Origin of the sequence: Algorimicrobium echini (genome assembly GCF_900115185.1) — a bacterium.
Taxonomy (GTDB): domain Bacteria; phylum Bacteroidota; class Bacteroidia; order Flavobacteriales; family Flavobacteriaceae; genus Algorimicrobium; species Algorimicrobium echini.
The window spans coordinates 1,163,294-1,186,944 of the sequence record NZ_FOVN01000001.1 but is presented as its reverse complement, the minus strand read 5'-3'; the positions used below and the strand labels follow the sequence as shown (position 1 = coordinate 1,186,944).

The 23,651-nt window shown below is 33.2% G+C and carries 26 protein-coding genes; 4 read left to right on the top strand and 22 right to left on the bottom strand.

Annotated elements, in window-relative coordinates; genetic code table 11:
* Window positions 1–42: 42 nt before the first annotated feature.
* Both BM239_RS05320 and BM239_RS05315 read right to left on the bottom strand, forming a co-directional pair.
* Entirely contained in the window at window positions 43–2,208 is a 2,166-nt protein-coding gene (locus tag BM239_RS05320; protein WP_092206575.1) for a histidine kinase, read from the bottom strand.
* A 232-nt stretch (window positions 2,209–2,440) separates the two neighbouring features.
* Complete coding sequence (locus BM239_RS05315; protein ID WP_092206574.1) at window positions 2,441–3,442, bottom strand: PorP/SprF family type IX secretion system membrane protein; 1,002 nt, start codon at window positions 3,440–3,442, stop codon at window positions 2,441–2,443.
* 256 nt (window positions 3,443–3,698) lie between these two features.
* On the opposite strand from BM239_RS05315, the gene BM239_RS05310 reads away from it, so the two are divergent.
* The 4 genes from BM239_RS05310 to BM239_RS05295 are packed head-to-tail and all read left to right on the top strand — an operon-like array spanning window position 3,699 to window position 6,144.
* The gene (locus tag BM239_RS05310) at window positions 3,699–4,601 is read left to right on the top strand and encodes a NifU family protein (RefSeq protein WP_092206573.1); all 903 of its coding nucleotides are present in this window, start codon (window positions 3,699–3,701) and stop codon (window positions 4,599–4,601) included.
* 56 nt (window positions 4,602–4,657) lie between these two features.
* Window positions 4,658–4,858 (top strand): dodecin family protein, encoded by a 201-nt coding sequence (locus tag BM239_RS05305; RefSeq protein ID WP_092206572.1) that lies wholly within the window; start codon window positions 4,658–4,660, stop codon window positions 4,856–4,858.
* A 46-nt stretch (window positions 4,859–4,904) separates the two neighbouring features.
* Complete coding sequence (locus BM239_RS05300; RefSeq protein ID WP_092206571.1) at window positions 4,905–5,273, top strand: DUF1304 domain-containing protein; 369 nt, start codon at window positions 4,905–4,907, stop codon at window positions 5,271–5,273.
* 52 nt (window positions 5,274–5,325) lie between these two features.
* Window positions 5,326–6,144, top strand: a complete 819-nt coding sequence (locus BM239_RS05295; RefSeq protein ID WP_092206570.1) for a mechanosensitive ion channel family protein — start codon at window positions 5,326–5,328, stop codon at window positions 6,142–6,144.
* Between the two features lie 6 nt (window positions 6,145–6,150).
* Here the strand turns inward: BM239_RS05295 and tsaB are convergent, their stop codons facing one another.
* From tsaB to gcvH, 20 genes are all read right to left on the bottom strand, one after another.
* Window positions 6,151–6,822, bottom strand: a complete 672-nt coding sequence (gene tsaB, locus BM239_RS05290; protein ID WP_092206569.1) for a tRNA (adenosine(37)-N6)-threonylcarbamoyltransferase complex dimerization subunit type 1 TsaB — start codon at window positions 6,820–6,822, stop codon at window positions 6,151–6,153.
* Window positions 6,823–6,826: 4 nt separating this feature from the next.
* Window positions 6,827–8,161, bottom strand: coding sequence for a TolC family protein (locus BM239_RS05285; protein WP_092206568.1), 1,335 nt, complete (start codon window positions 8,159–8,161; stop codon window positions 6,827–6,829).
* Complete coding sequence (locus BM239_RS05280; protein ID WP_092206794.1) at window positions 8,148–9,260, bottom strand: efflux RND transporter periplasmic adaptor subunit; 1,113 nt, start codon at window positions 9,258–9,260, stop codon at window positions 8,148–8,150. The genes BM239_RS05285 and BM239_RS05280 overlap by 14 nt, the downstream gene beginning before the upstream one ends.
* A gap of 52 nt (window positions 9,261–9,312) precedes the next feature.
* A complete protein-coding gene (locus BM239_RS05275) occupies window positions 9,313–10,557 on the bottom strand; it encodes an ABC transporter permease (protein ID WP_092206567.1) in 1,245 nt (414 codons plus the stop codon).
* Between the two features lies 1 nt (window position 10,558).
* Complete coding sequence (locus BM239_RS05270) at window positions 10,559–11,788, bottom strand: ABC transporter permease (RefSeq protein WP_092206566.1); 1,230 nt, start codon at window positions 11,786–11,788, stop codon at window positions 10,559–10,561.
* Window positions 11,781–12,482 carry an ABC transporter ATP-binding protein gene (locus BM239_RS05265; protein WP_092206565.1) on the bottom strand — a complete coding sequence of 234 codons (702 nt, stop codon included), beginning with the start codon at window positions 12,480–12,482 and terminating at the stop codon, window positions 11,781–11,783. Before BM239_RS05265 ends, BM239_RS05270 begins: the two co-directional genes overlap by 8 nt.
* Window positions 12,483–12,622: 140 nt before the next feature.
* Window positions 12,623–13,534: a carboxypeptidase-like regulatory domain-containing protein gene (locus BM239_RS05260; RefSeq protein ID WP_143094893.1), complete on the bottom strand. Its 912-nt coding sequence runs from the start codon at window positions 13,532–13,534 to the stop codon at window positions 12,623–12,625.
* On the bottom strand, window positions 13,535–13,756 hold the full coding sequence (locus BM239_RS05255) for a hypothetical protein (RefSeq protein ID WP_092206563.1): 222 nt from the start codon (window positions 13,754–13,756) through the stop codon (window positions 13,535–13,537). It abuts the gene before it with no gap.
* Window positions 13,757–13,808: 52 nt separating this feature from the next.
* On the bottom strand, window positions 13,809–14,339 hold the full coding sequence (locus BM239_RS05250; protein WP_092206562.1) for a DUF420 domain-containing protein: 531 nt from the start codon (window positions 14,337–14,339) through the stop codon (window positions 13,809–13,811).
* Window positions 14,339–15,094, bottom strand: coding sequence for an SCO family protein (locus BM239_RS05245; RefSeq protein WP_092206561.1), 756 nt, complete (start codon window positions 15,092–15,094; stop codon window positions 14,339–14,341). Before BM239_RS05245 ends, BM239_RS05250 begins: the two co-directional genes overlap by 1 nt.
* Complete coding sequence (locus BM239_RS05240) at window positions 15,078–15,797, bottom strand: hypothetical protein (RefSeq protein WP_092206560.1); 720 nt, start codon at window positions 15,795–15,797, stop codon at window positions 15,078–15,080. The genes BM239_RS05245 and BM239_RS05240 overlap by 17 nt, the downstream gene beginning before the upstream one ends.
* 58 nt (window positions 15,798–15,855) lie before the next feature.
* Window positions 15,856–16,236, bottom strand: a complete 381-nt coding sequence (locus BM239_RS05235; RefSeq protein ID WP_092206559.1) for a cytochrome C oxidase subunit IV family protein — start codon at window positions 16,234–16,236, stop codon at window positions 15,856–15,858.
* Between the two features lie 22 nt (window positions 16,237–16,258).
* The gene (locus BM239_RS05230) at window positions 16,259–17,239 is read right to left on the bottom strand and encodes a cytochrome c oxidase subunit 3 (protein ID WP_092206558.1); all 981 of its coding nucleotides are present in this window, start codon (window positions 17,237–17,239) and stop codon (window positions 16,259–16,261) included.
* A gap of 137 nt (window positions 17,240–17,376) precedes the next feature.
* Window positions 17,377–17,958, bottom strand: coding sequence for a cytochrome c oxidase subunit 3 (locus BM239_RS05225; RefSeq protein WP_092206557.1), 582 nt, complete (start codon window positions 17,956–17,958; stop codon window positions 17,377–17,379).
* Between the two features lie 2 nt (window positions 17,959–17,960).
* A complete protein-coding gene (cyoE, locus tag BM239_RS05220; RefSeq protein WP_092206556.1) occupies window positions 17,961–18,854 on the bottom strand; it encodes a heme o synthase in 894 nt (297 codons plus the stop codon).
* A 59-nt stretch (window positions 18,855–18,913) separates the two neighbouring features.
* Entirely contained in the window at window positions 18,914–21,019 is a 2,106-nt protein-coding gene (locus BM239_RS05215; protein WP_092206555.1) for an energy transducer TonB, read from the bottom strand.
* A 112-nt stretch (window positions 21,020–21,131) separates the two neighbouring features.
* Window positions 21,132–21,926 carry an energy transducer TonB gene (locus BM239_RS05210; RefSeq protein WP_092206554.1) on the bottom strand — a complete coding sequence of 265 codons (795 nt, stop codon included), beginning with the start codon at window positions 21,924–21,926 and terminating at the stop codon, window positions 21,132–21,134.
* A gap of 134 nt (window positions 21,927–22,060) precedes the next feature.
* Window positions 22,061–22,780: an energy transducer TonB gene (locus tag BM239_RS05205; RefSeq protein ID WP_092206553.1), complete on the bottom strand. Its 720-nt coding sequence runs from the start codon at window positions 22,778–22,780 to the stop codon at window positions 22,061–22,063.
* A 65-nt stretch (window positions 22,781–22,845) separates the two neighbouring features.
* The gene (locus BM239_RS05200; RefSeq protein WP_092206552.1) at window positions 22,846–23,223 is read right to left on the bottom strand and encodes a VanZ family protein; all 378 of its coding nucleotides are present in this window, start codon (window positions 23,221–23,223) and stop codon (window positions 22,846–22,848) included.
* Complete coding sequence (gene gcvH, locus BM239_RS05195) at window positions 23,216–23,596, bottom strand: glycine cleavage system protein GcvH (RefSeq protein ID WP_092206551.1); 381 nt, start codon at window positions 23,594–23,596, stop codon at window positions 23,216–23,218. Before gcvH ends, BM239_RS05200 begins: the two co-directional genes overlap by 8 nt.
* Between the last annotated feature and the right edge of the window lie 55 nt (window positions 23,597–23,651).

Here is a 23,651-nt window from a genome sequence, read left to right as displayed (position 1 = left end):
TGTATGTTTGTTATTAATTTAAAACTTCTGTTTTTAAAAATTCTAATCCTTTTTTAAGGTAACTTCGACATGAGTCCCTGTGTCTTCCAATTCCTGAAAGTTAGATATGGTTACTGCTACTTTATCCTGATACATATCATTCAAAATAGACACGCGTTTCTTTATATTACTCATACCTTGTGAATTATGCTTTTTCTGATTGTTGGTTTTTAAATCTTTGGATCGTTTACGCCCAATCCCATTATCTGTAATAGTTATAGTAACTTCTGAATGACTTTTTTTATCAATTTTAATAGACAAAAAGCCTTTTGTGGTTTTATAACGCAAACCATGCCAAACCGCATTTTCTATATATGGTTGTAATAGCATTGGCGGAATTTGAAAATCAGAAACAACAACATTGTCAGATACGGTTATCTCGTAATCAAATTTATCTTGAAATCGGAAGTGTTCCAATTTGGTATAAAGTTCTAACAAAGCAATTTCTTTTTCCAAAGGAATAAAATCGGCTTCACTATTTTCTAAAACAGACCGCATAAGTTGAGAAAAATCTGATAGATATCGGTTGGCTGTACGTTCATCATTAGAAGCTATAAAACTATTAACCGAGTTTAAAGCGTTAAAAATAAAATGCGGATTCATTTGGCTTCGCAAGGATTTTAATGCTAGCAAATTATTAGCTAAACGCTGTTGTTTAATGTATTTGTACATAAAGTAAGCCGTAACCATTAATAAGAGTAAACCGCCAATTAAAGAATAAATAATGAGCTGCTGACGCTTATTTCGTTCAGATGTTAATTGGTACTTACTTTCGGATAATTGCCTATCTGATTCCAAACTCGTAATCCGATTTTGCTTTTCTGCAATTTCTTTACTAAATCTGGCTGCTTGAATAATTTCTTGTTCTTTTTTTATGTACAGAGCTTCAACTAAATCAGTATATTCTTTGTAAGTTTCTAGTGCTTTATCATACTCTCCAGAACTACTATAAACTTCAGATAATTTACGCTTGGCATCTTTAGCAACCACCAAATCATTTTTTTCACTGGCTTCGTCAATACTTTTTTCTAAATAGGCCTTGGCACTATCAAAATCCTTCTGTAAATAATAGGCATTTCCAATTTTATAATTTTGCTTCTGAATGGTTAATGAACTCTCATTGCCAATGGTTGAGTCGATTTCTATGTCTTTAAGATCTTCAATGGCTTGCTTACGAAGCTCAATTTCATTATCAAAATTGCGGCTTCTATTTTTAAAATCTGCGACCTTAACTTTTTCTTCTACGGCTCGAGATTTCGTTTCTTGGGATGCCAATGTCAAAGCATTATTAAAATATCCTGCGGCTTCCTTGTCGTTACCAGTCTCGCTAAAAACTTGAGCTATTTTCGAATTTAAATCGGTTATTTTTGCTTTAATTTTATACTGATTTGCTTTCTCAAGTGCGCTATTATAAGCTTTTAAGGCATTTGAATAATCCTGTATACTATAGTATGTATCACCAAGTCCTTCCTGTAAAACAACTTGCTGCCAGTTACTTAAATCTAACTTTTTAATACTTTTATATGTCGTGATACTTTCTTGATAGTTTTTATTAAACCAATAGGCTTTGGCTAACTTTAACAAAACAGCATTGGTTGACACGCTTTGAAGACTAATTCGATAATTACTAATAGCTATATCATACTGTTTCCAAAAGATATATAAATCTCCAAGCACTTCATATACTTGCGCATTTTCATTTATAGAACGACTTTTAGAAAGTGCTTCAGTAATAAATTGTAGACTTTTTTCAATATCTGTTTTTAAGTAGGTTTCAGCAGAATCTATTGAAGCGTTGAATGATAAGGCCTGTATTCTTTTTGGTTGTTCCGATAACCCTTTATTAGCACGAACTTCAATTTTAATACGTTCATTATTTTTTATTGTATAGTAAACCGTTTGGAAATCTTTATGCTTAACAACCAGTTCATCACCGTTTTTTACTTGAATTCTAAAATCGCCAGCCATATTGGTTGTCGTGTAAGCGCCTCCATTAACTTCTATATTAACTTGCGGAATAGGTTTACTAAATTCAGCATCATATACAGATCCTCGAACGGTAAAAACAGCTTGCTGCCTATTCGATGGTGTTTGTGTGTTTTGCGAAAAAGCTATATTTAAATAAAAACAACAACACAATAATAAAATGGGGTTTAATATGGGCTTCATTATTCAAATTTGTTCGTATAAACTTACGCACTTTAGGCGGTATATTAAAATACTGATTTGTAAATATCGCCTTTGTTTTGAGCAAAAAAGCGTTTTTTACGAATTGATTAAAGCCATTCCCTAATTAAAACTGTATATACACACATTCTTGTTTTTATTTAAACAAAAATTTACTGCATAAAAAAACTCGGAATAGTATTCCGAGTTTAAAATATATGTTTCTGACTTTATTTTAGTTAATAGCAGGACAATTACAGTGGTAACGTTCTTTTCTACATCCAAAGTTATAACCTAATGTAATTTGGTGAAAACCACCATTATTAAACACGACAGAATTTGATTGGTATGAATAGGTATACGCAAACATAAACTCTTTAAAATTAACACCTACAAGTGGTGAAATATATTGTAGTTTCTGACTACTCACGTTGTTATTTTCTATAAACTCGGCACCATCTAAACTACGACGGTAGGATAATCCACCCCAAAGTTTTCCAAAATCCATTTCCTTATAAACCTTGGCGTTGATATCTATAGATGATTCTTTAGTACCATCTTTATATTGAAACATAACAGACGGCTCATAACTCCATTCACTACCAAACTTGCCTAAAACAATACCTGTAGAGAATAAAAAGCGTCTTAAATTGCTAGTAATTTCAATATCGTTATTGATACCTTCATTATCTAAAATATTTTTAACAGTAGCGTGTGCATAAAAGTTATACAAGAAATATGAAAATCCAAAATCGATATTAAAATTGGTTGAACTTTGCTCGATACCAGAAATAATTCGGTCTGGTAATTCATTCAAAAATGCCGTTTCATCTAATTTATATTGAATAGCACCAACACTCAACCCAAAAGACAGCATGTTTAAGTCTACTTCATTTCTAGAAAACATTAATTGGTAAGCATAGGTCAAATAAGCACCGTTTTGAGAGTGATACCCATTTTTGTCCGTATAAAAAATAGCACCTATACCAGAATTTGAATCACCTATTCTACCGTTGGCACTTACTGTTAGCAATTTCGGAGCGTTTTCATGACCAAACCATTGCTGTCTGCCTGTCATTCGTATTTTGGCACAATTAGCAACACCAGCCATAGATGGATGGATTAAATAATAATTATCAGTAAGATAATCGGTATAAATAGGGAGTCCCTCTTGGGCTTTTACAAATTGTGTAAAAAAGGCAACAACTGCTATTAAAATAAACCTTTTCATTCTCATAGTATATATTTCAAGGTAGATTGGTAAAAAGAACACTAAATCTTTATCCTTATTTAAACTCGGTTTTTATAAAAAAATTATAAATCCGCGACCAAATATATAAAAATTACTTTTTATCACTTCATTTCAAAAGTTAAAGCTTATCAAGATTCATGAAATTAATAAAGTTTCAACACTATTTTTACCGAGCATTAAAACTCAAATATATGGATATCTGTAGTTTTCTTTTAGTATTTTTGCAAAAAATATATTTATCATGAATCCATATACAGTTTCCATTCAAGAAACTTCCAACAATACCATCATTAAATTTGAACTTAATCAGTTTATAACCAAGCATCAAAGCTTTGAATTTAATAATATTGACGAAGCAAAAAATTCGCCTTTAGCGCAACAATTATTTTATCTGCCTTTTGTAAAGAAGGTATATATATCTAGCAATTTTATTGCTATTGAACGCTTTAATATTGTCGAGTGGTCTGACGTTCAAGAGGAAGTTGCCGAACAAATTACAGAGTATTTAAATTCGGGCGCTGTTGTTGTAACAGATACAACAAGCGTAAAAAAAATACCTGTTACCGTTTACGCAGAAAGCACGCCAAATCCAGCTGTAATAAAGTTTGTAGCGAATAAAAAATTAGTAACTGCCACTTATGAGTTTACATCAATAGACGAAGCAAAAGTTTCACCATTAGCCACAGAATTATTTCATTTCCCTTTTGTAAAAAGTGTGTTTATGGAAGAAAATTATATTTCTGTAACCAAATATGATATGGCAGAATGGGAAACCATTACCATGGAAGTGCGTGAGTTTATTCGCTCATTTATTGAAAACGGTAAAGAAATTGTCAATTCTAATGCACAAGACGTTTTAAATAAATCGAGTGATAAATTAGATGAAGCCTATGAGTCCCGAGATGATACATCGAAAGAAATCATTAATATTTTAGAAGAATATATTAAGCCAGCAGTAGCTAGTGATGGTGGAAATATTCAATTTGAATCTTATAATCCAGATACTAAAACCGTTAAGGTTATTTTACAAGGCGCTTGTAGTGGTTGTCCGTCTTCTACATTTACGCTCAAAAATGGAATTGAGAATATGCTAAAAGAAATGCTTAAAGGACGTGTAGAAACCGTTGAAGCATTAAATGGTTAATTTTATTATTTGATTAATAATTAGTAACTTATTAGCATAATTAAAACCTAAAAATTATGGCTATTTTAAAAGTTATTGAAGTATTATCAAATTCTGAAACGAGTTGGGAAGATGCCACGCGAAAAGCAGTTAAAGAAGCATCTAAAACAGTAAAAAATATTCGGTCGGTTTATGTTAAAGAACAAAGCGCCATTGTTAATGGCGATAATGTAACTGAATTTAGAGTGAATATTAAAATAACCTTCGAGGTTAAATAACATCTATTAAAACCGCCCTTTTTAGGGCGTTTTTTATACATACCTTATGGATATACTGATTCCTTTCCTGGTTGTTCTTATTGCTATTGAACACATTTATTTTATGTATTTAGAAATGTTCCAATGGACCAAGCCAAAAGGAATTAAGGCATTTGGGCTCAAATCGAAAGTCTTTGCCGAAGAAACTAAAATCCTAGCTGCCAATCAAGGTTTATATAATGGATTTTTAGCTGCAGGACTTCTATTTAGCCTTTATTTAAATGATTATCGGCTGTTAATTTTCTTTTTAATCTGTATAATTATAGCAGGTATTTACGGTGCGTATTCCACCAAAAAACAGAAGTTATTTTACATACAAGCGGTGCCAAGCATTATATGCCTGTTAATCATTATTTTACGTTTCTATAATTTTTAGAACTGTTAGATAATCCCTAAATTTGCTTTTCAACTAAACTCGTTTAATAAATATGGATAAAAATTTAGATTATTGGATTGACCAAGCAATTGGTTTTGCAACAACCTATGGCTTAAAAATTATTGGAGCCATTGTAATATGGATTGTAGGCTCTTGGATTATTAAAAAGTTACTTAAGGCTGTAAGAAAAATACTAGACAAGGGGCATTATGAGGAAAGCCTGAAAAAATTTCTATTAAACCTAATGAGTGCGCTCCTTAAAGTTTTATTAGTAATTACTTTATTAGGTACTTTAGGTGTTCCAACCACTTCTTTTGCTGCTGTAATAGCTGCTGCAGGTTTAGCTATCGGCTTGGCTTTACAGGGTTCTTTAGGTAATTTTGCAGGTGGTGTTCTTTTAATGATTTTTAAACCTATTAAAATTGGCGATTTTATTGAAGCCCAAGGTGAAAGTGGTACGGTTAAAGAAATTGAAATTTTTACAACAAAACTAAACACAACCGACAACAAGGAAATAATTATTCCAAATGGTGCATTATCAAACGGTAATATTGTTAATTATAGTACTGAAGATACGCGTCGTGTAGACTTTACCTTTGGCGTTGGTTATGATTCAGACATTAAAAAGACCAAAGACGTCCTTTTGGGTGTAGTTAATTCGCACCCATTAGTTTTAAAAGAACCTGCTACAGCAGTAAATGTTTCTGAATTAGCAGATAGTTCCATTAATTTCTTTACACGCGTTTGGGTTAAGAAAGAAGACTATTGGACCGTTAAGTTTGATATCATTGAGCAAACAAAAGAAGCTCTAGATGCAGCCGGAATTGATATCCCTTACCCACACCAAGTAGAAATACAAAAACAAGGATAATACTTGTTAAGATTTTGGTTTTAAAGCCACGAAATCTTTTAAATAATAAGGCTCAAAATAAGCGACATCTTCGGTGTCGCTTTTTTGATACTTGCTAAAAGCTAAAGCACCCATTTCTTTTGCCGATGGCAATTTGTTTTCCACGAAAACGGCATTGGAATGTGTTATAAGAGTTTTCGTTTTTTCCACAGCATTACCAACAAAATACACCAAACCTCTCTGTAAAAAAACCATATAGGATGTTTCATTTAAAACCTCGGCTTCAATACCCCTTATTGGCTCGTAATTAGCTTGATAAACCGCTGCGTAGACTTCCATGCGTCTTGCATCCAACATAGGAATTATCATACCTTCTGAAATCTGTACCTGATGCGCTAAAGCTTCTAAAGTAGAAATACTAATTAACGGAATATTTAAAGCAAAACACAAGCCTTTTGCCGCCGAAACTCCAATGCGTAAGCCAGTATAAGAACCTGGACCTTTGCTAACTGCAATTGCTGCTATTTCAGATTTATCAATGCTATTTTCTTTCAAAATAGCATTGATAAAAATATGTAGACGTTCGGCATGCGAAAAGCCATTACTATTATCTTCTTTTAAAGCAAAAGTCTCTCCTGCTTTAGAAAGAGAGACCGAACAATTAGTTGTTGCTGTTTCTATACTTAATATAATTGCCACTAAATTACTGTGTTATTGGTTTTCCTAAATAGAAATCTAATACTTTTGTTTTAAATACAAAATCATATTTTGCATTTATTAAACGAGATTGAGCATTTATAAGTTGAATACGTGATTGTTCTAAATCGAAGGTATTCATACTCCCCAAAGTATAGCGTTCTTGAGCGTTTTCAAAAGATAATTTTTGAGCAGCTACAGATTTTTTTGAAGCTTCATAGGCTTTTAATGCAGCTTGAGCATCGGTAAAAGCACGCTGTATGTTACTTTCTAAATCTAATTTTGCTTGTTCTAAATCTAATTTGCTATTTTCTTTCTGAATTTTAGCTTTTGCAACAGCTGTTTTATTCTGAAACTGCGAAAAAATAGGAATTCCAATATTTAGAGAAAAACTATGGGCTTTATTATCATTTAATTGATTCATAAAAGTTGCCTCATCATCTTGTAAATTTGTATAAAAAACATTAGAACCAAAGCCATAACTAAACGAAACATTTGGCAAATAACCTCCTTTAGAAATTTCAGTATTCAATTCAGCTCCTTCTATATTTTTTTCAGCTACTTTTATCTCGTAACGATTATTATAGGCATACTCTAGAATTGGACCAATATCCTCATACATCAATGCCGCTGAAGGACTATCAACCTCAATAATTTCAACATTAAAGCCTTCATATGGTAATTGCAAAAGCTGTGATAAGCTTAAAATAGCTAAATTGTAATTATTTTCAGCCACTGTTAAGTTTTGCTCATCACTGCTCACAGTTGCCTCTGCATCATATGTATTAGCTTGAGCTTGAACACCTGCATCCACTAAAGCTTTAACCTGCTCAAGCTGTTTAGTAGAGAATTCTAATTGTGCTTGAGCCGTTTCTAAATTTTCTTTATTAAATAGTATATTTAAATAGGCATTCACAACATTTAGCGAAATGTCATCTTTAATGCGGTTTAGTTCAAGTTGGTTTCTATCTAAAGTTAATTGTGCTTGTTTGTGTAAATTAGTATTTCTGAAACCGTTAAAGATAGTCTGATTTACATTAATACCAATGTTAGTACTATTTGCTGTTCTATCTACAAATTGACCTGGAAAAAGCTCTTGGTTACCTAGAGACAGTCCTTGCCTAGCACTTGCACCTAAAGATGGTAATAGACTTCCTTTTGCAGCAGTTATGTCTTCTTCATTAATTAAAAGCGTATTTGAGCCCTTCTGAACAGTTATATTGTTTTCCAATGCATAATCCACACATTCTTGGAGTGTCCATGTTTTTTGTTGAGCAAAAACACCTCCAGACAATCCGAGTATTATAACTGTTAATGTCCGTAATTTATTAATCGTCATCATTATTATCTTCTTTTGCTTTATTCCACACTTTTATTTTATCCGTTTCGCCAATACCATCTGTAACTTCAACGTTTATTCCATCAGAAATACCTAATTCCACATATTTCTCTTCAAAGGTCCCATCTTCTTTTTGTATTTCCACAAAAGGCTTCTCTGTAAAACGGTTGAATTGCAATAAGGCTTCCTTGACAACCATAACACTGTCTTTACTTTCCATTTCAATTTCAGCATTAGCACTGTAACCAGCTCTAATTTTTACTGATGGATCCACTTGAACATCTGCTTTAATAGTAAATTGTACAGCGCCATTTTCCTCTATACCCTTTGGTGCCACAAAGGTTAATTTAGAAGGAAATTCTTGCTGATTAATAGCGCCAAGAACGACTATAATATCCTTACCTTCTTCAATTTTTCCAACTTCAGATTCATCTACTTTACCTTCAAAAATCATTTTACTCATATCAGCAATGGTAGCAATTGTAGTACCAGCATTAAAACTATTAGCTTCAATTACTTGGTCTCCTTCACGCACTGGAATTTCTAAAACTGTTCCTGGAATTTGGGCTACAATGTTGGTGTTTGCTGAACCGCCTCCAGATAACGAACCTTGCTTGATAATTTGAAAATCATTTTGAGCTTGACGTAAGGATTCATTGGCCTGATTTAAAGCTAATTCACTATTTTCAAAATCCTGTTTTGAAATTACACCTTTTTCAAAAAGCGCTTTGTTTCTATCGTATAAGGTTTTCGAGTTATTGTAAGACAACTCTGCAGTATTAATTCGGCTTCTAGCACTAACTAAACTTTGTTCGTTTGGCACGACACGAATTCTAGCAATTAAATCGCCCTTTTTAACAATATCACCCTCTTCCACCAGAATTTTATCAATAATCCCAGCTATTTGTGGTTTTAATTCAACTTCTTCTTCAGGGTTTAATTTCCCTGTGGCAACCACTTTTGTTTTTATGGATGTATAAAATGGTGTTTCGGTTTTAAACTCTTCAATGGCTTTGGAGTTGGAATCCTTAAAGTATTTAATTACCCAAACAAATAGTACTAAGACTACGATGCCAATAATGATTTTTACTGCTTTATTCATTTGATTGTGTTTATTATTTTTATTTGATCGGTTAGTTATATTTCTGTAAATTTTATTCTTCGCGTAAAGCTTCAATAGGTTTAATGCTGGTGGCTTTAAAGGCTGGAATCAATCCGATTAAGGTTCCTAAAATTACCAAAATTAACAATGCTATAAATACCACTGCAATAGAAACGGATGCATTTACCATGGTTGCGTCTGGTCCTTGACCGAATGCAGCATCCAGAGCTATAAGAATCCAACCGCCACTTATAATTCCAAAGAATCCTGCCAATAATGTAATGAAAACAGCCTCTACTAAAATCTGGCGTTTTATTTCATAAGGGGTTGCTCCTAACGCACGCCTTACACCAATTTCTTTGGTACGCTCTTTTACTGTTATTAATAGAATATTTCCAATGGCAAAAACGCCTGCAATAAGTGTTGCTATCCCTACAAACCAAGTTAAAAACTGCATACCAGATAGAAAACCTGTCATTTTTGCAAATTCTTTTCCTAAATTAAAGCTTCCAAAGGCACGTTTGTCTTCAGGATGCACATTGTTTAGGTTTCTTAAAATGAGTTTGGAATCTTCTTCTATTTGTTTAATGTTGTATTCAGGTTTACCAGTAATCATCATCCAACTAATGTTTTCACCACGATTATAAATTTGTTGAAAAGTGGTAAACGGTATATGCATATCGGTAGATGGTCCCATATTCATGTTACCAACTTCAAAAACACCAATAACTTTAAAGTTCATGCTATTAATTTGAATTAACTCTCCTATAGCTTGAACCCCTTTTTCAAAAAGTTGTTTGTACACATCTTCTGAAATAACAACGACTTTTTTATTAGATTCAATATCATTTTGATTGATAAAGCGACCGTGAATTAACTTCTTTTTCTGAACTTGGTCTAATAAAGGATAATCGCCATTGATACCAAAAGTACCTGAAAGGAAGTTACGTACAACCATAGCCTGGCTTTGGCTTCTAGGGACTACAAACTCAATACCTTCCACATTCTCTTCAACTTTTTTAGCATCGGTTAATGTCAGCTTAACTTGCCTACCTTCTTGAAAGCCTTGAAATGGTTTGCTGGTACTTTGTGCCCAAACAAATACACTGTTTGTAGCAAAATCGCCAAACAAGCGGTTAAAAGCATTTTCTAATCCTCGAGCTGAACCTAGAAGACCTATAAGGAGTAAAATTCCCCACCATACGCCAACCATGGTTAAAATAGATCGTAGTTTGTTTTTACTAAGACTATCAAAAACCTCTTGCCACGTATCTCTATCTGTTAAAAATTTAAACATATTAGTCGTCTCTTAATGCTACAATGGGTTTAATTTGTGAGGCTTTTTTAGCGGGTAAATAACCTGCAATGGCTCCTGCTAAAATAAGCGTTATGGTTGCGGCAATTATTAATGAAGGTTGCACGCTTGGATCTTTTATAAAGTAGGTTTCTAATGTAGGAGCAGCCAGTTCTAATATACCAACACCTAATAATAATCCAACATAACCTGCAATAGCTGTAATTAATATAGATTCTATTAATATAATGGATACAATGGAACGTGGTGTAGCACCTAGCGCTTTTCGGATACCAATTTCTTTAGTTCGTTCTTTTACTATAAATATCATAATATTACTAATACCAACAACACCAGCTATTAGAGTTCCAAAACCAATTACAAATATTATAAACCCTAAAGCGGTTGTCATTTGGCCAACTGCTTTGGTACCTTCTGCCATGTTTTGGATACGGATAGCCCGTTGGTCAGTTTCTGCAACATCAAATCGGTTTTTCATTTTATTGGTTAGCGTCCTACCAAAAGCAATAGCTTGATCATAATCCATTTCAGGGTTATAGGTTAAATTTATTTGATCGACATAATCCGTATTACCATATAACCGTTGTGCTGTAGAAATAGGCATATATATTAAGCGTTCTTCATTGTCTCCACCATCGTCAGAAAAAATACCAACGACCTTATACGGAATACCATCAAGATTAATATATTTCCCTAAAGCGGTTGTTTTTAAAAATAAATCTTCTTCTACCAATCGTCCAATTACCACGACTTTGGTATGTTCTTTCACATCCATTTCATTAATGTAACGACCTTGATCTATAATAGTCATTTCTAGATACTGATGGTCTGGATGAACCGCCCGAACAGAATAACTATTTTTTTCGTTTCTGAAAGTAGCGGTTACATTTCTGTAAACACGTGAGGTAATAAATTGAACTTTATCTTTGAATTCGTCCTTGACGTACTCATAATCTTCATTTTTAAACTGAATGCGTCTACCGGCTTGAAGCCCTTTATTAGCTTTAGTAGTCATACCTGAATAAATCATGATGGAGTTATTGGCATCGTCATTAAAGGCTTCAGAGAATGTATTCTGCAAACCATTAGCTAAACCAAACAGAACGGCAAACAAAAGGATTGCAAAAGCCACTGTAAATCCCGAGAGCAAGCTTCGCGTTCGGTTTTTATTGATACTCTGAAATATTTCGCGCCAAAGATCTAAATCAAACATATTGTTCGGCTCTAACTTGTTCTACAAAGACATCTTCCATTATAACACCATCCTTTAAACGAACGATACGTTTACACATATTAGCTATATCCTCTTCATGAGTTACCATTAATATGGTTTTTCCTTCATCATTTAATTGTTGAATAAAAGCCATTATCTCGTGAGATGTTTTCGTATCTAAAGCTCCTGTTGGCTCATCGGCAAGTAGTAATTTAGGATTGGCTGCTAAAGCGCGAGCAATTGCCACACGTTGTTTTTGTCCACCAGATAATTCATTAGGTAAGTGATGCGCCCAATTGGCTAAACCTACTTTTTCCAAATGAAACATTCCTAATTCTTGACGTTCAGCACGTTTCATACCTTGATAATATAGCGGTAATGATACGTTTTCGATAGCATTTTTATAGTTAATTAGGTTAAAGGATTGAAAGATGAATCCTAAAAACTTATTTCTATAAATGGCTGCTTTTTTTTCTGTTAGATTTTTAATAGGTACACCATCAAGAATATATTCGCCTTCATCGGCTTCATCTAACATACCAATAATATTTAATAAGGTCGATTTCCCCGAACCAGAAGACCCCATGATTGCCACCATTTCTCCCTCTTCTACGGAAAGATCAATCCCTTTTAAAACATGTAAACTTGAATCACCTATTGGATAGGATTTGTGTAATTTGCTTATAGTTAGCATAATTTACTGTGGTTGGTTAAATTCTATTCTATAAATAAGACTTACAAAACAGAAAAATGTTACAACAAATGTAAATATATTTTAATCTTACACTTTTTATGGTTTGTTAAACTTTTTATAAATATATGATTGGCAAGCCTTTATTTCTCAAATTGAACCTCGACATCTATAAGTGGATTTGTATAATAATAACTCGTTTTTCCAAAGGCTTTCCATTTCATTTTACGCTTTAAATGTGTCCATGGTTGTCCTCGAAAACTAGAATAGGTTAAAGGTTCCGAATTATACGTCATTACTAAATTGGGTGTGGTAATATACATACTCCCTGTTGGTTCAGCAGGTGTAGGGTTTACGGTTTCAATTCCTATATAAATACCTGTTTCTAAAAAAGGAATTAAAAAATCATCTAAATTCACCTGAATTTTCTGATTCTTGTTATTAGGTTTAAGAATACTGTCATAATATGAAATTGCGTTCCCAGGACCTTGATTATATGCATGCTTTTGGTAAAACTTAATTCGGAAATAAATAGGATGCATGTTGTAAATATCAGAATCGGCCTTTTTAACATAAAAACTAACCGATTTGATTTTCCCCTTTCTTCTCGATTTATTGGCAATAAATACACTACGTTCATAACCAATTGGAACGGACGATTTAAATTTAATTTTCTTTCTAGGTATGCCTAAAGTTTTTGCCGAAGTATATTTTTTCTTTTTATAGACAAGCAACACATCATCCAAATTTGTATTTAAACCAGACAAGCGAATATCCAATGCATTCGTATTATCTAAAAAGTGATGTAACGGAATTTTTTTAGTTTGATACCCTAACATGGAAACTAAAACTGTATCATTCGAGTGATTTTTTATTTCTAAAATATAGTTCCCTAAACTGTCAGTAGATGTTCCGTGTTTAGAATTTAAAACACTTAAGTTTGCGTACGCAAGTGGTTTATTAGAAAGACTATCTGTAATGACCCCTACAAGCGTTTGAGCATTTATAGAAAGAAAGCTCATTAAAAGGCAACCCGTGAAAAGAATCTGACGCACTTAATTTTTTTTTGCTCTAAAATTTCTATATATGAGAATTCCTATTCCTGCAACTAGAATATAGGGTATGGCCATTAAGTACACAATTCCATTATTGATACCTTCAGCTTGGGCTTGACCTTCTTCACTTTCTAAAACAGCACGACACATAGCGCATTGCGCCTCTGCTGGCAATGTGTAAAACAGCATTATTATAGAGGTAAAAATGAGTGCTTTCTTCATATTTAGAAATTAATGTGATTATTGCTTTATAACCTGTTTTCTGCTTGATAAATTAAGCATAATACGGTGATATCATAATAAAAACTACCACACCAGAAACTGCCACAAACAGCCATAATGGGAATGTAAATCGCGCAATTTTTTTGTGACGTTCTATGTTATTTGTAATGGCCCTAACATAGGTTATAAGTACAAATGGAATAACAACAACAGACAGGATGATGTGCAAGATTAAAATAACATAATACACATATTTCATAATACCTTCTCCTCCATATTTTGTAGAATCGCTCGTCATGTGGTAAGCTACATACATAACTAAAAAGGCTACTGAAAGTAATATGGCTACTTTCATCAAGTTTTCATGAAGTTTTTGCTTCCCATTTGTTATAGCCCAAAAGGCCGTTACTAAAACGAAAGCAGTAATTGCGTTTGTAGTAGCGTAAATGGGTGGTAAAAACATAAGTGGTTCTACATTTGGTATTTTTACGCCAAATAAAATAGCAACCACAATTGGAATAATTATAGACAGAATAATAATCCACTTATTATATTTCTGCTCGGCTTGTAAATTCTCACTCATTATTCTTTTAATAATTTAGCAATGTCTTTCTTTAACATACTGATTTCTTCTTTCTGACCATCTTCATCTACTTGTTCGGCTTCACTGATAATTCCAGAGTAGAAAATTTTAGGGTTACCAAAATCATCTGTTCTAGAGCGTATAAATCCATTTTTATCTATCAGCGCAAAATTCCCTGAATGTTCAAATCCAGCTTCTACGGTTTCATCTTGACCAACATAAATATTAAAACCAACATTTGCTAACTCGAAAATAGCATCTTGATTACCAGTCATTAAATTCCAATTTGGATTTGTAATTCCATATTTTTCTGCGTAGGCTTTTAATACTTCTGGTGTATCAGTTTCGGGCATTATAGAGAATGATGCAACACCAAAATTTTCAAACTCTTTGAATTCATTTTGAATTTGCACCAGGTTTTCATTCATCTTTGGACAAATAGTTGGACACGTGGTAAAGAAAAATTCAACAACATACACTTTTCCTAAATAATCCTGTTCTGTAATAGTTTTACCGTGTTGATTGGTAAAACTAAAGGCAGGAACTTTTTTTGGGGCACCATTTATATTCAGAAAAACAAGATCTGATGTTTCATCTTTTGAAAAATCAGTTTTAGATACTTGTTCGCTTCTATTGTCATTTCTTACGGTATCACCATTGGTAATACGATTTACAATTCGCGGTACAAACCAAATTCCAAATATTAGAATTACAAAGGCGATACCCACATAGGAATAATTAGCTTTCTTGCTCATGATTTGTTTGTTTTAATTCATTAGCACGACGTGTCTCCGAGTCGAAATTACCTTTTCGTTTTTGACGATATTCGGTAAAAAGAACTCGTAAATCTTCGGCACTCATTTTATTTTTAATAACTGCTACTTGAATGCAGTTGTACGCATCCAAACCATAAATTGGTTTATTACTAGCTTTTTCGTTATCAGACCGATCATCTAAACGACCACGCTGTTGAAGATCCGTATCCACAATAAACACGTTGTCCGTTGCCAAATTATCTGATAAGGAAAAAGATTTCTTTAAACTGTTAAAGGTATTTTTAATAGCTTCTTCATCTGCTTGAACAAAATGCCAAAAACGCAAATCTTCGTAGCGTGCTATTTCCTTATATAATGCTTCTGATTCTGCTTGCGTTCCATTTGGCACCAATACTACTATTTGAAATTTTTTGAAGCCTTTAAATTTATCGTATACTAATTCTTTAAGGTTGGAAGCTGCAATAGCCATATCCATGGGTTGTTTGCCAAAAAAAGCTAAAACAGTGATATGATCTTTTAATATTATATTATTTTCATTTTCTGGCAATTCCACCACATTTTCGTTAACTATATCTAAAGGATTGTAGTTGTCTTCGGAAAGGGAAAGTACCAGAACAAACATAACTGGTAGAAGGAATAAAACACCTAAAATAATATACTTTTTTATTTGCTTCTTTTTCATAATGCAAAAATAAAAAAAGGCGGTTTAAAAACCGCCTTTTGTAGAATATTTAACTGTGTTAAAAGTCTTGCTTAATAAAACCATCATGGTAGACACTTTCTATATAACCGCCTTCTTGTAAAAGAATAAAAACTAAATAGCAAATTAAGAAAATTGCTGTCCAAACAACCATCCTACGAAAAGCGGCTGTTTCATCACGCATGTGCATGAAATCCCAAGTAATATAGTATGCTTTTACTATGGTTAAAATTATGAAAATCCAATTTAAAATTTTCATTCCTAATAGGTGACCCATTAATATTTCAGGTTTATATATACCTAAAACTACTTCAACTGCCGTAACAATGGTAAGTAAAATAAGTACTCCCCAAATTTTTTGAGTGTTAGATTTAAACTTTACTAATCCTCTAAATATTTCTAATTTATGTGCGTCTGCCATTTTTTAACTGTATTATCTATAATTAAACAAGGTAGAAGAATGTGAATACAAATACCCAAACTAAATCTACAAAGTGCCAATAAAGACCAACTTTTTCAACCATTTCATAACTTCCTCTTCGCTCATAGGTTCCTAAAATAACATTAAAGAAAATAATGATATTTATAACAATGCCTGAAAATACGTGGAATCCGTGAAAACCGGTTATAAAAAAGAAGAAATCTGCAAATAGAGGCGCACCATATTCATTAACTGTTAAATTTGCACCTTCAACAACCGCTTTGCCGTCTTTTTTTAGTTTTTGTAAAGATTCTCCTCTACTAAGTACCGTTTTATGGCCATGCTCATTTAAAATCTCCGTTCTTACCAAAATATTTTCATGAGATTCTAAACCGTGAATAACTTCATTTAAAGTATACGTTGGCATCGTACCTTCTTCCACATACCATAAACCATTTTTACGCTCGTGTTGTGCTCTATCTTTAGGTGTTGCAACAACAAAATCTTTTAAGGCAACACGCTTACCATCTGTATCCACAAACTGTAAAATATGACCTCCTTTTGTTTGAATAGCACCATAATCACCTTGAATAAACGTTTTCCACTCCCAAGCTTGTGAGCCAACAAATATGATACCACCAATAATGGTTAAAAACATATAAATGGTAACTTTAGCTTTATTCATATGATGTCCAGCATCCACAGCCAATACCATGGTAACGGACGACATGATTAAGACGAACGTCATAAATGCCACATAAATCATTGGCAATTCCTGTCCATGTAGAAATGGCACGTGGGTAAAGACCTCATCGGCAATTGGCCAAGATCCAATAAACTTAAATCTGGAAAATCCATAGGCTGCTAAAAATCCTGAAAACGTTAAGGCATCTGATACGATAAAAAACCACATCATCATTTTACCGTAACTTGCTTTTAGCGGCTCGTTTCCGCCACCCCAGGTTTTACCTTCTGTTCCAGTTTTTACAACTGTAGTACTCATATGTCAGGTTTAGTTAATAAAAGTTGCACAAAAATAATCAATTTATCTTTTTAAAGAAACATCCACTCTAAAATTTTGGGTTGATTAGGCAGATATTGGTAAATACCTTATTTAATTCAAGTATTTAGCGGATTTAATTACCCCACAAAATATAAAAATAAAAAGAGATAGACCCAAAGTAAATCTACAAAATGCCAGTAAGTTGCGATTAATTCAACACCTAACATCTGGCTTGAAGAATACTTTTGTTTAAAATGATTATAAATTACGACCAGTAGGCAAATTAACCCTACGGCCACGTGTAAAATATGTACCACAGCTATCAAATAAATATAACTCATGGTAACATTACTTGTAGGACCCGTGAAATTATAACCCAATTCTATAATCTGTTGAAAACCTATAAATTGATTATAAATAAAAATGATCCCTAATACAAATGTGGATAACAACCAAACGGTTGTCATTTGTCTGTTGCTTTGAGTTAGGCTACGTTTTGCCAGCCATATAGTAATACTACTAATAATGATGACAATAGTACTAATTAAAAATGCTTGTGGCAACTCAAACTCCGAAGCCCAATCTGGCCTTGTACTACTCACAACAAAAGCACTTGTCCAGCCTGCAAAAGACATAATTAATGACAAAATACCAAACCAAAGCATCATTTTTTTTGCTCTGCCCTTTTTCTCCTCTAAAGTTCCTTGGGTTAAATCCATGGTTATCTAATAAATTTGTCTACAACGTAGACTATTTGTAATATAGTAATGTACAAAACACTTGCCAACATTAGTTGTTTAGCAGCCTGCACACTCATTTTTTTATACAGTTGAATTGCATAATATAGCATGCATAATCCTAATAAAAACACAATTACAGCAGCAAGGATTGATAATTTAAGTCGACCTGTAAATCCAAATACAGGAACAATAGACACTAATAAAGTCCATACCGTATACATGATAATTTGTTTCGCTGTTCCCTTATCTTGTTTGCCTGTAGGCAACATAAAAAAGCCTCCTTTTCTATAATCATCGAATAAAAACCAACCTATAGCCCAAAAGTGTGGGAATTGCCAAAAAAATTGAATGGCAAACAAGGTACCTGGTTCAATTCCAAAATCATTTGTTGCCGCTACCCACCCTAACATAAATGGAATTGCACCAGGAATAGCACCTACAAAAACGGATAATGGCGTTTTTGTTTTTAATGGTGTATAGACAGATGTATACAAAAAGATTGAAATAGCACCAAACATGGCTGTTTGAGGATTGATGACATATAAAATACCAATTCCCAAAACGGTAAAAAGACAAGCTATTGCAAAAGCGACATTTACAGACATACGACCTGCTGCTACAGGTCTGTTTTTAGTACGATCCATTAATGCATCTAAATCTTTTTCAATAATTTGATTAAATGCATTGGAAGCACCTACCATAAAATAGCCACCCAAAGCTAATAGAAAAAGTATTGTGAAATCGACCGTTTCGGCACCTAAAAGGTAACCTGCTATTGAAGAAAAAACAACGCTTAACGACAAGCGCATTTTCGTGATTTCTTTAAAATCAGAAATTATGGTATGTTTAACCGGTAAAGTAGCTTGCTTACTCAAAGTAATTGGTTGCTTTTACGCGTTTATTGCGAGTGCAAAGATACTTTGAAAAGTTAATTCTACAAATCAAAATACCAATTAAATAAATCCGTACGAATTCCTATATTAAACCAGACTGTATTACTTTTTAGTGCACTTGGTGTTACGGTATCTGGATTAAAATTTCTGAATGTTACATCAGCAAATAATTTTAAATTAGTTGCTGGGTTTATTAGATAACCAGCTTGTAAATTAGCAAACATGCTCGTGGTTTTATTGCCTTGCCCCACGGTGACTCCAGTATCGTAAGGTCTATCGTTGTAATTACGATAAATATCGCCACCATAGCTAAAGGTATCTATCCCGTTATTAAAATCCAATCCACGTTCACCAACAACTAATTTTGCATTACCAAACCAGCGCTTATAATGGTAGCGCCCAATTAAAACAAATTCACTAAAATTAGCACCCCAAAGGTGTGCCATACTCTGATTGTTGTGTCCGTAGTTTAAAACCACCGTGTTATGAGAGTACGTATAAGGACGTACACGATTGTATTCCGCTTGAAGCATTAAATTTTTGACTTTAAAAGCTTCGTAATATTTAATTCCTAATTGATAGCCATATTTGTTTTTCCAACTTTTATTACCACCTGTAATGTCTGACAATGAAAACTCATCTAAAATAAATTGACCATACAGATTCATATTATCATTCAATTTATATTTAGCCGACAATCCCATTACGGCATTTCCAGCATCTTGACCTGTTTCAAATTCTATGGCACGATAAAAAATAATGGGATTTAAATAACTAACATCAAATCCACGATTATCAGTTTTTGCCCAGATAACCGATTCAAAAAAACCAATATTTAAGCGTTTAGTTGCATTCCAGCTTAAAAAATGTGTTGCCATATACTTACTTAAATAAGCACCTTCTGGATCTATTACAACTGCTCTAGAGTCCTTTAACCACATCCACGTATTGGTATATTTTATTTTCCAAAATGTTGTATTTAATTTTAAAAATGGATTAGGACTTGCTACATCACTCGTAAAAAGCGAACGATAACCATCTCCAATGAAGTTTTTACCTTGTCCGAATTGCACATTGAAAAACTTTACCGGTGTAAAGGACAAATAAGCTTCGGCCACCGGATAATCATAGGAATCTTTTTTAAAACGTTTGGCGATACCTCGTCCAGGTATAATGGCAACTTCATCAGCTGCTTTAATAGATTCAGCATATTGATTATAATATTGGGCGAAACGCCCTTGACTTTCAAAAACAGATGCGTAAAAATTAAATTTCTTCCCTAATCCGCCTTGTATGTTTACTCCACGCGTGTTGTTGTAGGTAGAATTAAAATCAGCTTCAGTATCTTTTCCAACTTCAAAATCGAAAATAGGATCTACAGTAAACCAGTAGTCTTTGCCTTCAACACGTACCAGACGCTCATTCCAAAGTTTTCTTCCGGCAAAAGACGATTTCGTTTTAACTAATGCTTCTTTTTCTGCTTCAAAATCATAATATTTTGAAACATCATCATATGTATAGGGCTTAGAGCTAGTATGACTGTTAGTACCAACTAAATTAATTTGTTTACCGAAACGCGAATAATATTCATGTGTAAAAGGGATATTTAATTGGCTAGTGTATTCTTTATTTGAAAACGGTTTTAAGTTAGCATTTACACTATCATATTCTTGTTTGGCACCACGTTCTAACTCGGCCAATTCTTCATCCTTTGATAAATCTTTTGTGGTAATGGTTTGTTCTACCAAAGGAATCTTTAATGAAAAAGAGTATTGTTTAAAAGTTGGGTTACCGTTATAAGTAGCTGGTTTGATTTTTGGAAATTCATCAAAAACACGTTTGGCTTCATCTTTCAGTTCTGAATAGATGGCATCCACATAAATTACTCTGAAAGCACCATCTTTATCAACTTCAAATAAAATAACTACATTCCCTTGATAGTTTTCTTTTAAAACCACATCAGGCACAGTAAAACTGTTAAATACTTTTTTGAACACCTGATTATCAAAACAGGCCTGTAACATATTAAGACCTACAGATTCGCATTCTGGAAAAACAGGTGGTTTCTCGTAGAACTTATTAGATTGAGCAAAAACGCTACATTGAAGTAAAAGAAGCAGAATAAAACAGAGATTCTTTTGGTTCATTAACTAAAGATTTATGAATGCTGAAAGATACTATTTTTTTAATAACACGCCTATAAAAATGCCGTTATCATAGTTACTATAAAAACGGCATTCATTTAATATTTGATATAAATTAATATCTTACTTGAAAGGCAATTGGGAGGGTGTAAAGAACATCTACTTTTTTGTTACCATGTTGAGCAGGAATCATTTTAGGAAGTTTATTAACCACGCGTTTCGCTTCTTTCTCTAAAATATCGTGTGGTGCTCGTGTTTGTAAAATTTCTATGTCGCCATTTTTATTAATTTTAAAATTAACATAAATTTTTTGCACTCCTTGAAGGCCAATATTTTGTCCCTTATCTGTATTAAATTGATTTTTTACAAAGTTGCTTACTTTAGCATTTAGGCATGCGCGACGTTGATCGTTGTTTGTTGCCGACTCACATCCAGGGAAAACAGGCACTTTTTCAACTAACATAATATTAATTGGATCTTCAGGAACTTCAACAATATGTACATCACCTGCATCTAAATCCGGTTTTTCGTTAGAGGAATCATGACTTAAAAAAGTGTCAGTAGTTTCGGCTGAAGTGTCCGTATTACTTATCACTTCTAATTCTGGAGAATCTGTTGGTGATTTCTTTTTTTCAACAACGGGTTCCTCTATCGGTTCTTTGTAAACCTGAAAACTATTCATTAAAAACTCCGTTGGAGGTTCATCTACAACTCCTAATTGAGGATTCGTAGTTTCCACATTTTGAAAACGCATTTCCAGTAAACCATAAGCAAAGAGCAAACAAAGAATCAAACCCACTTGAAAATAGATGGTTGCGTTTTTTTGTAAATTAACATCGTGCTTATGATGTTTTTTAACCGAAGGTTTACTGCCCAGAAAGTTCCCTTCCTTTTTGTTTGAAAAGTTCATAATATTAATATTTTAATGCCTTCATTATGGAGAGCAAGTTAATATTATGTTAAAACACAATAAGTGTACCAAAAAAGAAATCCCGTTACTGAATGAGCAACGGGATTTTAATTTATATAGAACAGATAATTAATTTAGTCCTGAACTTGGAATTTTATAGGTAAATAGTAAGGCACCCTTACGGCTTTACCTCTTTGTTTTCCTGGTTTCATTTTAGGTAATAAACCAATAACTCGCATGGCCTCTTTTTCTAAACTTGGGTGCGGAGCTCTTGCTTTAACATCAACGATATCTCCATTTTTATCAATCTTAAAGAACACACGGATTTGCTGAATACCAGACAAACCTAATTCCTGTGCTAAATCTGTATTAAATTTTTTAGCAATGAATTCGTTCATCTTTTTATTCATACAAGCCTTTTTCGCTTCATTATTTCCACTTTCGCAACCTGGAAAAACAGGAACGTTTTCAATAACTGCAAATGGAACCTCTTCAATTTCCTCTACTTCTTCGACTTCTACCTCTTCAATTTCTACAATTTCTTCTTCTTGACTTGTTTCCGTTGACTCAATAACAGTTTCTTCAACCTCTTCTTCATCTTCCACAACTTCAATCACTTCTGGCGCAGCAGGTGGTGGTGGTGGTGGTGGTGGTGTTGCTATTGTTTCTGTAATTGGAACTTCCTCTTCTAATTCCTCACCCATATCTAAAGTACCAATATCTATTAATTCTTTATCATAGGTTTTGTAGTTAATAGCATAATTTGTTAAAAACAACATGAGTGCTAAACCAATGGCAAAGAACAACGAACTGTTTCTACCAACATTTGCTTTTGGGTTTTTTTTAGGTTCCATAGTTATAAATTTATTACTGCTTGCTAAAATAACCAATAAATTGGTAATTAAACAAACGATTAATATTATTTAACGTGACTTTTTTTGTAGAGAAGCACTATGGAAGCCGCAATAACGACACCTCCAATATTTGCTGTTATATCATACAAATCAAAAGAACGTGTATTTGTTAATTCTTTTTGTAATACCTCAATAATTATACCAAACGCAATACAAGCACTTGTTACAATTAGTAATGTTTTCATTTTAGTGAAATTAAACCTTGTAATAATGACATAAAACCACAAACAGGTTAAGAGACCATAGGCAGCAAAATGAAACATTTTATCACTAAAAGAGGGGACTAAATCTTCAATCTTATTAAGGTCTAAACGTATAAGGCTAACCGTAAATAATGTTAGTGTATACGCAACAGAAATTAATAAGGCATGTTTTTTAAGCACCTATAAGTTCTTTATACGCTTCAGCAGACAACAGGCCATCTAGGTCTGAAACATTAGCGCATTTCACTTTAATCATCCAACCAGCTCCATAAGGATCTGTATTAACTGTTTCTGGAGCATCTTCCAACGATTCATTGAATTCAATAATTTCACCAGCTACTGGTAAAAATAAATCTGATACGGTTTTAACAGCTTCAACAGAACCGAAAATTTCATCGGCATCTAATGTCTCATCAACCGTTTCAACTTCAACATAAACAATATCACCTAATTCGCCTTGGGCGAAATCTGTAATACCTACTGTTGCCACATCTCCTTCTAATTTAACCCACTCGTGGTCTTTTGTATATTTTAATTCAGCTGGAATATTCATGATTTTTTATATTTTTTTACAAATGTATTTATTCGCTTTATATTTTCAAACAAAT